The following is an 8,798-nucleotide window of genomic DNA, read 5'->3' as shown; positions in this document are numbered from 1 at the left end:
ATCGCCTCCGCGGCCCTGGTTCCCACGGCCTTCGCGACCGCGATGGATGACGACCTCGGGGTGCCGCAGGCGCTGGCCGTGCTGCACGAGACCATCCGCCGGGGCAACCAGGCGGTCGACGCCGGCGACCTCGGGGTCGCCGGGGAGGCGCTCGCCCAGGTCCGCGCGATGACCGGCGTGCTGGGCATCGACCCGGCCGACCCGGCCTGGGGCGCCCCATCCGGCGACGACGCCGCGACGACCGCCCTCGACCTGCTGGTCTCCCGGCTGATCGCCGAGCGGCAGGAGGCCAGGCGCTCCCGCGACTGGGCGACGGCCGACCGGGTGCGGGACGAGCTCGCGGCCGCGGGCATCGGGTTGACGGACACGAGTGACGGGACGAGGTGGAGCATCGATGGCCGGTGACGCCAGGCGGCGCACGCCGAATCTGAAGGGCACGAAGGTCGGCTCCGGCGGCCAGGGCAAGCAGGCGCTGGAGGGCAAGGGCCCCACGCCGAAGGCCGAGGACCGCACCTACCACCAGGCGCACAAGCGCAAGCAGGCGGCTGAGCGGCTCGCGGCGAAGCGCGGGCAGACGCAGCGCGGCGGCGATCGCGCGTCCGCGCCGCGGTCCTCCGCTCCCCGCGGCTCAGCGCCGCGCGGCGGCAAGAAGGTGTCGACGGAGGACCTCGTCACCGGCCGCAACGCCGTGCTCGAGGCGCTGCGGGCCCGGATCCCGGCGACGACGCTCTACGTCGCCGCGCGGATGGAGATCGACGACCGCATCCGCGAGACGCTCTCGATCGCGACCCACCGCGACATCCCGGTGCTCGAGATCATGCGGCCCGAGCTCGACCGGCTGACGGGAGGCGACCTGCTGCACCAGGGCGTCGCCCTCGCGGTGAAGCCGTACGAGTACGCGCACCCCGACGACCTGCTGCGCCGCGGCGCCCCCGCGCTGGTCGTGGCGCTCGACGGCGTCACCGACCCGCGGAACCTGGGGGCGATCATCCGCTCCGTCGCCGCGTTCGGCGGCGACGGGGTCGTGCTGCCGCAGCGCCGCTCGGTCGGCGTCACTCCCGCCGCCTGGCGCGCGTCCGCGGGCGCGATCGCGCGGGTGCCCGTCGCGATGGCGTCGAACCTCGCGCAGACCATCACGGCCTACAAGAAGCAGGGGGTCTTCGTGATCGGTCTCGACGGCGACGGCGACGTCGCTCTGCCGGCGCTGGAGCTGGCCGACCGGCCGCTGCTCGTCGTCGCGGGCAGCGAGGGCCAGGGCCTGTCCCGCCTGGTCCGCGAGCTGTGCGACCAGATCGTCTCGATCCCGATCGGCCGCGCGACCGAGTCCCTGAACGCCTCCGTCGCGACCTCGATCGCCCTGTACGCGATCGCGACGACCCGCGCCTCCGCCGAGTAGAGCACGACAGCAGGAATTCCCGAGCACTTCGGCAGGAAGAATGCGCTCTGGCAGGAAATTCTGGCGGAATTCTTCCTGCTGATGTGAATTCTTCCTGCTCAAGTGCTCAAGTGCTCAAGTGCTGAAGTGCTCATCACGCCGCGGTGAAGGCGATATCCGCTCCTCCCCAGGAAGTGATTCCGGGAACTCGTGAATCGGTGGCGGAGACGGGCCACGATGCTCGGCCATGCGACGATTCGGAATCTTCACGACGGCAGAGCTGCGAGCGCGGGGTGAGACGACCGCGACGATCCGCCTGAAGATCGCGAGCGGCGACGGCTTCCGCATCATCAAAGGCTGGTACGGCGACCGCACGACGCCGCAGGAGCCGGTTCTCGCGATGCGGATGGGCGGTCGCCTGGGATGCCTGTCCGTGCTCGCGATGCTCGGGGCGTGGGTCCCGCCCGATGCAGGCACTCATGTGGTCTTCCCCACGGCGGCCAGCGGCAGGCGCTCGGCCGGACGCGAGCACGGAGCGTCGGTGGTCCGGCACTGGAGCGGCCCCGCCGACCGCACCGGCTCATCGTTCGCGATCGCTCCGCTGGAGCTGGCCGTCGCAGACGCGCTCAAGTGCCTCCCTCCGCACCTGCTGATCGCGGTGCTCGATTCGCTGCTGCACAAGCGCCTCATCTCCCGCAACCGCCTCGAGGCGCTGATCGCGCGGGGCCCGCAGCGCGTGCACCACCTCATCGGTCACCTCGAGCCGCGAAGCGAGTCCGGGATCGAGTCGATCGTGCGGTACCTGCTCGCCATCGCCGGCATCCGATCGAAGGTGCAGGTGACGATGCTCAGCGCCGACCGCACGGACATCGAGGTCGACGACTGGTTGGTCGTCGAGGCGGACGGTCGGGAGACCCACGCGAAGGAGAAGGCGATCACGGCGGACCGCGTCCGCGTCGTGCGCCTCATGCGGGAGGGACGCATCGTGCTGCAGTTCGCCTACGCCACGATCATGTACGACTTCGAGTTCGTCCTCGATGCGGTGCGCGATGTGATGGCGCGCCACGCGCCGCTCGGATGAGCAGGACAGCAGGAAGAATTCGCATCAGCAGGAAGATGTGGGTGGATTCTTCCTGCCCAAGCGGATTCTTCCTGCTGTCGTGCTCCGGACTTCCTGCTGTCGTGCTCCTGGTGGCGCGGGCGGGGGCGGAGCTGCCCTCAGAGGTCTCGGAGAGTCGCCGGCCCGCGGGGGTCAGACGGTCGCGCGCCAGTCCTCGGGACCGGAGGAGACGCGGATCGGCGTCGTGATGGAGCCGGTGATCGGCTCGAGCAGCGCCGCCTCGTCGCGGCGGTGCCGCAGGATGTCCTCGACGTAGGACGACAGCGCCTCCGCCAGCGGCACGTCGCGGCTCTGCCGCTGCGACATGAACCAGCGGTGCTCGAGCACCTGGTGGAAGACCTCCGCCGGCTCGAGCTTGCCGCGCAGGTCGCGGGGGATCGATCGGATCACCGGCTCGAACACGCCGGCGACCCACTCGTGCGCCGCCATCTCCTCGTCGACGTCGCCCCGCCCGAACGCGTGCCGCCACTGGTCGAGGTCGTTCAGCAGGCGCCGCGCCTGGTTCTCCTCGGCGTCGAGCCCCGTCAGGCGCAGGAGGCGCCTCGTGTGGTGCCCTGCGTCCACGACCTTCGGCTGGATGACGACCTCGTTGCCGCCCTGGCCGGCCCGGATCGACAGCTCCTCGATGTCGAAGCCGAGCTCGTTCAGGCGATCGACGCGCTCGTTGATGCGCCAGCGCTCCGAGGAGGCGAAGGACTCGCGACCCATCAACTCGTTCCAGAGCATCCGGTACTGCGACACGATCCGCTCGCTGGTGACGAGCGGGTCGACGTCCTCGTCCACGTGCCCGCCGGCGGCGAGGTCCATCAGCTCACCCGCGATGTTCACCCGCGCGAGCTCGAGGTCGTTCTCCCGCTGCCCCTTCGACAGCCCCCCCGGGTACAGCTTCCCGGTCTCCGCGTCCACGAGGTAGGCGGCGAACGCGCCCGCGTCGCGCCGGAACAACGTGTTCGACAGCGAGACGTCGCCCCAGAAGAAGCCGATGACGTGCAGCCGCACGAGCAGCAGCGCGAGCGCGTCCGCCAGCCGGGTCGCCGTGTCGGGACGCAGCGTCTGCGAGAACAGCGCACGGTACGGGAGGGAGAAGCGCAGGTGCCGGGTGACGAGCACCGTGTTCAGCTCCGCCCCTGTCTCGTCGAGCCGGCCGCTGATGACCGCGACCGGCTCGACGCACGGGACATCGAGACGCTGGAGCGTGCGCAGCATGTCGTACTCGCGCTGCGCGAGCTCCGTCGACGTCTCCTTGACCGCGACGACGTACCCGGAGAGGTTCGCGAAGCGGACGATGTGCCGGGAGATCCCCTTCGGCAGGGCCGCGATGTGATCGGCGGTCCACTGCTCGAGGGGGATGCTCCACGGCAGGTCCAGCAGCCCCGGATCGACCTTGGCCGCTGTGATGGAGAGCGTGTCTCCGAACGAGTCGCTCAAGCCGTGACGGCTGCGGAGAGGCGTGCCCCGGACTCGACGTCGAACACGTGCGTGTGGTTCTGCGCCGGGTGCAGGTACACCGTGTCGCCGACCGCCGCGTGGGCCCGGCCGTCGACGCGCGCGACGATGTCGGTGCGGCGGCCGTTCACCTCGGCGTGACCGTAGAGGTAGCCGTCGGCGCCGAGCTCCTCGACCAGGTCGACGACGACGGGCAGGCCGTCGCCGCGGGTGGTGGAGACCTCGACGTCCTCCGGACGCACGCCGATCGTGACCTGCTTGCCGCTCGAGCCCGAGACCGTCTCCCGCGTGAGCGGGATCAGGTACTCACCGAACTTGGCGCCGCCTTCGACCAGGTCGGTCGGGAACAGGTTCATCGCGGGGCTGCCGATGAAGCCGGCGACGAACACGTTCTGCGGGCGCTCGTACAGCTCGCGGGGCGAGCCGACCTGCTGCAGGATGCCGTCCTTCAGCACGCAGATGCGGTCGCCCATGGTGAGCGCCTCGGTCTGGTCGTGCGTGACGTAGACGGTCGTGACGCCGAGGCGGCGCTGCAGCGATGCGATCTGCGTGCGCGTCTGCACGCGCAGCTTGGCGTCGAGGTTCGACAGCGGCTCGTCCATGAGGAACACCTGCGGCTGGCGGACGATGGCGCGGCCCATCGCGACGCGCTGCCGCTGGCCGCCCGAGAGGGCCTTCGGCTTGCGGGCGAGGTACGGCTCGAGGTCGAGCAGCTTCGCGGCCTCCAGCACGCGAGTGGCGCGCTCGTCCTTGTTGACGCCGGCGATCTTGAGCGCGAAGCCCATGTTCTCGGCGACCGTCATGTGCGGGTAGAGCGCGTAGTTCTGGAACACCATCGCGATGTCGCGATCCTTCGGCGGAACGTCCGTGACGTCCTTCTCGCCGATGTAGATGTGGCCGTCGTTGACCTCCTCCAGCCCCGCGAGCATGCGGAGGGAGGTGGACTTGCCGCAGCCGGACGGGCCGACGAGGACCAGGAACTCGCCGTCGGCGACCTCCAGGTTGAGGGCGTCCACCGCGGCACGCGTGCCGCCGGGGTAGAGACGGGTCGCGTGATCGAACGTCACGGTTGCCATGGCTGTTGCTCCTTCACCGGCAGGTACGTGCCGGACGATCCGTTGTGAGGATGACCAGTGGTCATGTCCGGCATCGTCGCCGGGCGGGGTCAGTATGCCACGCAGCGCTCCGGGGGTGAACGGGGAGCCTCTGCAGGTGGCATGGCTCGAGCCGTTACCATGCCCACCCGTGCCGCCGGTCCGGCGAGCGCAGGAGGGATGCATGTCGAACGCATCGAGGCCGCCGTCGAAGAACGAGCGGCGCGACGCCGCTCGGGAGAAGGCGCGCGAGCAGCGCCTCCGTCAGCAGCGCCGCGAGCGTCGCAACCGCGTCGTGCTGCAGGCGACGATCGGCGTGGTCATCGTGGCGATCGTCGCGGTCGTCGCCGTGATCATCGTGAACTCGGTGCGGCCGCCCGGGCCGGGCCCGCGCAACATGGCGAACGGCGGCATCACGATCCAGGGCGCGGACCTCGCGGCGGCGACGACGGCGGCGCCGGCGGCCGACGCGACCCCCACGCCGCAGCCGACCCTGGCCGGTGGGAAGGTGCTGATCCAGGCGTACGAGGACTTCGGCTGCCCGGCCTGCCAGAGCTTCGAGCAGACGAACGCCGCGCAGATCAAGGAGCTGGTCACGAGCGGTGCCGCGGTGATCCAGTACCACCCGGTCGCGATCCTCGACAACCGGTTCACGGACGGCAGCTACTCGTCGCGGGCGGCGAACGCCGCGGCCGCGATGGCGAACTACTCGCCCGACACCTTCTTCGCCTTCCACTCGCTGCTCTACCAGAGCGACGTGCAGCCGAAGGAGGGCAGCGCCGGGCTGACGGACGACCGGCTGATCGAGCTCGTCGAGCAGGTGAAGCCGCAGAACCTCGCGCAGATCACCGCGGCGATCAAGGACCAGCAGTTCAAGAGCTGGATCGCGGCGCGGACGGAGGAGTTCACCAGCGACAGCGGTCCGCTGAAGGGCGTCGACTTCAGCAAGCGGGTCGACCCGAGCGGCAACGCAGTCGGACCCAGCACGCCGACCGTCCTGGTGAACGGCCGCTACTACGACGGCACCACGGACTTCGGTGCCTTCGTCACCAGCATCGGCGGCGCCGCTTCGGGGAACCCGACTCCCAGCCCCTCGGCCACGGCGGGCTGACCGCGGCGGCACGGCCTCCGGAGCACTCGCTCCGAAGGCCGTGCCCGACGAGCCGAGAGTCGGAATCGAACCGACGACATCCGCATTACAAGGGCGGCGCTCTGCCGACTGAGCTATCCCGGCGTGCGGCCCAGTCTACGAAGCGCGGTCGGCGCGCAGGAGGCTGGCCGGATCGCAGCGCACAGGCTTCAGAGCGCTTGCGCGCTGAAGACCATGGACACCGAGTTCATGCAGAAGCGGTCGCCGGTCGGGGTCTGCGGGGCGTCGTCGAACAGATGGCCGAGGTGCGAGCCGCAGCGGGCGCACAGCACCTCCGTGCGCTTCATGCCCCACGAGCCGTCCTCCACCAGCTGCACCGCGTCGGGCGAGACGGGCTCGTAGAACGAGGGCCAGCCCGAGCCGGAGTCGAACTTGGTCGTCGACCGGAAGAGGTCCGCGTCGCACGCCCGGCACCGGAAGACGCCGTCCCGGTGCTCGTCGAGCAGCGCGCCGGACCAGGGTCGCTCGGTGGCGGCCTCGCGCAGCACCTTGAACTCGCCCGGATCGAGGGCGGCGCGCCACTCCGCGTCGGTCCTGGCCACCTCGTACGCCATCGGAGGGCTCCTCACACGGGGTTCTGGTGCGGTCGTCGGGGACACGGCCCGCCGCTTCCACCGTCATCCGGTCCAGCGCTTCTAGCATCCCTCCTGTTCCCCCGAACGCGGGGGTGCAGCGGCTCCGGAAGGACAGCGGTACGACGTGGACGAATCCGGAGACGACGGCGCCCAGCACCCGGGGCTGCCCGCGAGGGACCTCGACATCCTCGCCTTCGAGCGCGCGTGGTGGCGACGCGGCGGCCGCAAGGAGGAGGCCATCCGCGAGGAGTTCGGCATCTCCGCAGCCCGCTACTACCAGGTGCTCGGCGCGCTCATCGAGACGCCCGCCGCCCTGCGGGAGGATCCCATGCTCGTGAAGCGCCTCCAGCGCCTCCGCGACGCCCGAACGGTACGGCGTGCCGATCTGCTGCGCCGGCACTCGAGCTGAGCGCCACGGGAGCCGTGCCGGTCGTCGTCGGCGCGCGGGCTGAAGGAACACGGAGAGCTGTGGCTAGAGGTGCGACCGCGCGACCGCGCGATCGGTTCGACGAGGTGCCTGTCGACCTGGCGAGGGTCGGTGCGCACCGGGCGCCGACGCGGCGCGGACGAGGGGTCGTCACGTTCGCGTGGGCAGCCCTCGCCACCGGGGTGCTCGTCGGCGCGGGCGTGCTCGGGCTCGGCTTCATCGAGCGCGGCGTGAGCGCCGTCGACGATCCCGGCACGTCGACCGCGGCGTCCGCGGCTCCGGCCGCGACGGTCGACCCGGACGCCTCCGTGGTCATGCTGAACGCCACCACCACCTCCGGGCTGGCGGCGAAGGCGGCGGCGGTCGCGAAGGCGGCCGACTGGAACGTCGTCTCCACCGCGAACGCGGACACGACCGACACGAAGCTGTCGACCGTCTACTACGGGTCGAAGGGCGAGCAGGGCGCCGCGCTCGGCCTGGCGAAGTCCCTCGGCATCGGCCGCACGGCGCAGTCGGACCGCTTCAACGTGTCCGGGCAGTCGCGGCTGACCGTCGTGCTCGGGGCGGACTACGCGACGTCCGCCTGAGCGCCTCCTCGTCCGCCGTGTTTCCGCGGTGTAACGAGCGTGTTGAGATGTGTCGCCGATCTGCGTGCCAGGGCCTTCCGGCCGTGCGGCAGGCGCTCCCGCGTCGCTAGATTCCGAGCGACCGGGCGGGTGTCCGCCGTTCCGGAGGCAGGAGCAGCACCGATGGCCAGTGGCGTCGTGAAGTGGTTCAACGCCGAGAAGGGCTACGGGTTCATCACCGTGGACGACGGCGGCCAGGACGTGTTCGTGCACTACTCCGCGATCGAGATGAACGGGTACCGGTCCCTCGCGGAGGGGCAACGCGTGGAGTTCGAGGTGGGCACGGGCGCCAAGGGCCCGCAGGCGGAGGGGGTCAAGCCGGGTTGATCCCGGTCCCCGGCGCGCGAGCGCGCCGGAGGACGCGCATCGCGTGCGCCGGGTGAGGGCGCGGGGCTCCGCCGCGGCTTGCACTCCCACCTGGTGACTGCCAAAATGCTTTAGCACTCGCATCTCTCGAGTGCCAGGCGCGGTGGGCCGACCGTCTGCGCGCGCCGTTCCGACTGTCACCGTCCAGGGAGGACGAGAAACACCTATGGCGAAGATCATTGCCTTCGACGAGGAGGCCCGCCGTGGCCTCGAGCGCGGCCTGAACACGCTCGCCGACGCCGTGCGCGTCACGCTCGGCCCGCGCGGCCGCAACGTCGTGCTGGAGAAGAAGTGGGGAGCCCCCACGATCACGAACGACGGCGTCTCGATCGCCAAGGAGATCGAGCTCGACGACCCGTACGAGAAGATCGGTGCGGAGCTCGTCAAGGAGGTCGCCAAGAAGACCGACGACGTCGCGGGCGACGGCACGACCACCTCGGTCGTCCTGGCCCAGGCGCTGGTCCGCGAGGGCCTCCGCAACGTCGCCGCCGGCGCCGACCCGATCAGCCTGAAGCGCGGCATCGACAAGGCCGTCGCGGCCGTGTCGGCCGAGCTCATCGCCTCCGCCAAGGAGGTCGAGACCAAGGAGGAGATCGCCGCCACCGCGTCCATCTCCGCC

Annotated in this window: 11 protein-coding genes and 1 tRNA gene; 8 read left to right on the top strand and 4 right to left on the bottom strand. The window is 70.9% G+C overall.

Annotated elements, in window-relative coordinates; genetic code table 11:
• The 3 genes from ACFE60_RS15315 to ACFE60_RS15305 form a co-directional block, all read left to right on the top strand.
• Positions 1-405, top strand: a 405-nt coding sequence (locus ACFE60_RS15315; RefSeq protein ID WP_375389729.1) for a DALR domain-containing protein, incomplete at its 5' end; no start/stop codon positions are given.
• The gene (rlmB, locus tag ACFE60_RS15310) at positions 395-1,396 is read left to right on the top strand and encodes a 23S rRNA (guanosine(2251)-2'-O)-methyltransferase RlmB (RefSeq protein ID WP_375389728.1); all 1,002 of its coding nucleotides are present in this window, start codon (positions 395-397) and stop codon (positions 1,394-1,396) included. The genes ACFE60_RS15315 and rlmB, both read left to right, overlap by 11 nt.
• Before the next feature lie 226 nt (positions 1,397-1,622).
• Positions 1,623-2,456: a hypothetical protein gene (locus tag ACFE60_RS15305; RefSeq protein WP_375389727.1), complete on the top strand. Its 834-nt coding sequence runs from the start codon at positions 1,623-1,625 to the stop codon at positions 2,454-2,456.
• Between the two features lie 171 nt (positions 2,457-2,627).
• Here the strand turns inward: ACFE60_RS15305 and ACFE60_RS15300 are convergent, their stop codons facing one another.
• A complete protein-coding gene (locus ACFE60_RS15300; RefSeq protein ID WP_375389726.1) occupies positions 2,628-3,923 on the bottom strand; it encodes a DUF4032 domain-containing protein in 1,296 nt (431 codons plus the stop codon).
• Entirely contained in the window at positions 3,920-5,017 is a 1,098-nt protein-coding gene (locus tag ACFE60_RS15295) for an ABC transporter ATP-binding protein (protein WP_375389725.1), read from the bottom strand. The genes ACFE60_RS15300 and ACFE60_RS15295 overlap by 4 nt, the downstream gene beginning before the upstream one ends.
• A 202-nt stretch (positions 5,018-5,219) precedes the next feature.
• On the opposite strand from ACFE60_RS15295, the gene ACFE60_RS15290 reads away from it, so the two are divergent.
• Positions 5,220-6,146 (top strand): DsbA family protein, encoded by a 927-nt coding sequence (locus ACFE60_RS15290; RefSeq protein WP_375389724.1) that lies wholly within the window; start codon positions 5,220-5,222, stop codon positions 6,144-6,146.
• A 50-nt stretch (positions 6,147-6,196) separates the two neighbouring features.
• On the opposite strand, the gene ACFE60_RS15285 is transcribed toward ACFE60_RS15290, so the two are convergent.
• Positions 6,197-6,269, bottom strand: a tRNA-Thr gene (locus ACFE60_RS15285).
• 65 nt (positions 6,270-6,334) lie between these two features.
• Positions 6,335-6,739 (bottom strand): peptide-methionine (R)-S-oxide reductase MsrB, encoded by a 405-nt coding sequence (gene msrB, locus ACFE60_RS15280; protein ID WP_375389723.1) that lies wholly within the window; start codon positions 6,737-6,739, stop codon positions 6,335-6,337.
• 145 nt (positions 6,740-6,884) lie between these two features.
• On the opposite strand from msrB, the gene ACFE60_RS15275 reads away from it, so the two are divergent.
• The 4 genes from ACFE60_RS15275 to ACFE60_RS15260 form a co-directional block, all read left to right on the top strand.
• Positions 6,885-7,169, top strand: a complete 285-nt coding sequence (locus tag ACFE60_RS15275) for a DUF3263 domain-containing protein (protein ID WP_375389722.1) — start codon at positions 6,885-6,887, stop codon at positions 7,167-7,169.
• Positions 7,170-7,273: 104 nt separating this feature from the next.
• Positions 7,274-7,774 (top strand): LytR C-terminal domain-containing protein, encoded by a 501-nt coding sequence (locus ACFE60_RS15270; protein ID WP_375389721.1) that lies wholly within the window; start codon positions 7,274-7,276, stop codon positions 7,772-7,774.
• A gap of 162 nt (positions 7,775-7,936) precedes the next feature.
• A complete protein-coding gene (locus ACFE60_RS15265) occupies positions 7,937-8,140 on the top strand; it encodes a cold-shock protein (RefSeq protein WP_375389720.1) in 204 nt (67 codons plus the stop codon).
• Between the two features lie 205 nt (positions 8,141-8,345).
• Positions 8,346-8,798, top strand: a 453-nt coding sequence (locus ACFE60_RS15260) for a TCP-1/cpn60 chaperonin family protein (RefSeq protein ID WP_375389719.1), incomplete at its 3' end; no start/stop codon positions are given.

It is taken from the genome of uncultured Amnibacterium sp., assembly GCF_964245895.1.
Taxonomy (GTDB): Bacteria; Actinomycetota; Actinomycetes; order Actinomycetales; family Microbacteriaceae; genus Amnibacterium.
Note: the sequence above shows the minus strand (reverse complement) of the source record. Positions and strands in the feature narration are given on the sequence as shown.